Annotated in this window: 1 protein-coding gene and 1 pseudogene; both read left to right on the top strand. The window is 72.6% G+C overall.

Going from position 1 to position 722, the window contains the following annotated elements:
* Positions 1–126, top strand: a pseudogene (locus tag CCN44_RS47225) (PLP-dependent aminotransferase family protein); the annotation flags it as partial.
* 44 nt (positions 127–170) lie between these two features.
* The gene (locus CCN44_RS42440; protein ID WP_059248330.1) at positions 171–608 is read left to right on the top strand and encodes a GNAT family N-acetyltransferase; all 438 of its coding nucleotides are present in this window, start codon (positions 171–173) and stop codon (positions 606–608) included.
* Positions 609–722 lie beyond the last annotated feature (114 nt).

The following is a 722-nucleotide window of genomic DNA, read 5'->3' as shown; positions in this document are numbered from 1 at the left end:
CCCTACTTCAGCGCCGAACCCCCCGCCGCCCACGTCCGCCTGAGCTTCGCCGCGGTGGCCGGCACCGGGGAGATCGCGGAGGGGGTACGACGGCTGCGGGCCGCGTGCGACGAGGTGCTGCGCTGAAATCCGCTGGTGACCGAGCGGCCCGCCCTGTGAGGATCGACGGCATGAGCGATGCACCTGACCTCCCCGAGGGCTACGAGTTCTCCGCCGACCCCGCCCGCGTCGACGTCGACCGCGTGCACGGCTGGCTGTCGTCCGACACGTACTGGGCGACCGGCCGGCCGCGCGAGACGCACGAGCGGGCGATGGCGTCCTCGCTGAACTATGGGGTGTACGACACGGTCTCCGGCGAGCAGGTGGCGTACGCGCGCGTGGTCACCGACCGGGCGCTGTTCGCCTGGCTCGCGGACGTGTACGTCGACCCGTCGGTGCGCGGCAAGGGCGTCGGCACGGCGTTCGTCGGCCGCATCCGCGACCACCTGGCCCCGTTCGGCCTGCGCCGCGTGCTGCTCGCCACCGAGGACGCGCACGGGGTGTACGAGAAGCTCGGCTTCCGGCCCCTGGACCGCCCGGACCAGTGGATGGTGCACACCTTCGAATAAGCGCGCGCGCACCTCCGGTGACACGGTGGTGACGCCTCTTGACCTGCCCCTGCCGACGGCACACCATCTGCGCATGCCACTGAGGGTGACGTTCGTCGCCGCCGCGCGCGGTGC

This window comes from Streptomyces tricolor, from assembly GCF_002155905.1.
Taxonomy (GTDB): Bacteria; Actinomycetota; Actinomycetes; order Streptomycetales; family Streptomycetaceae; genus Streptomyces; species Streptomyces tricolor.
The sequence above is the reverse complement of the archived record's forward strand: the minus strand, read 5'-3'. Positions and strand labels throughout refer to the sequence as shown.

What these genes read in the sequence shown, in the direction of transcription:
- CCN44_RS42440 (WP_059248330.1), top strand. Translation starts at nt 171, where the DNA reads ATGAGCGATGCACCTGACCTCCCCGAGGGCTACGAGTTCTCCGCCGAC.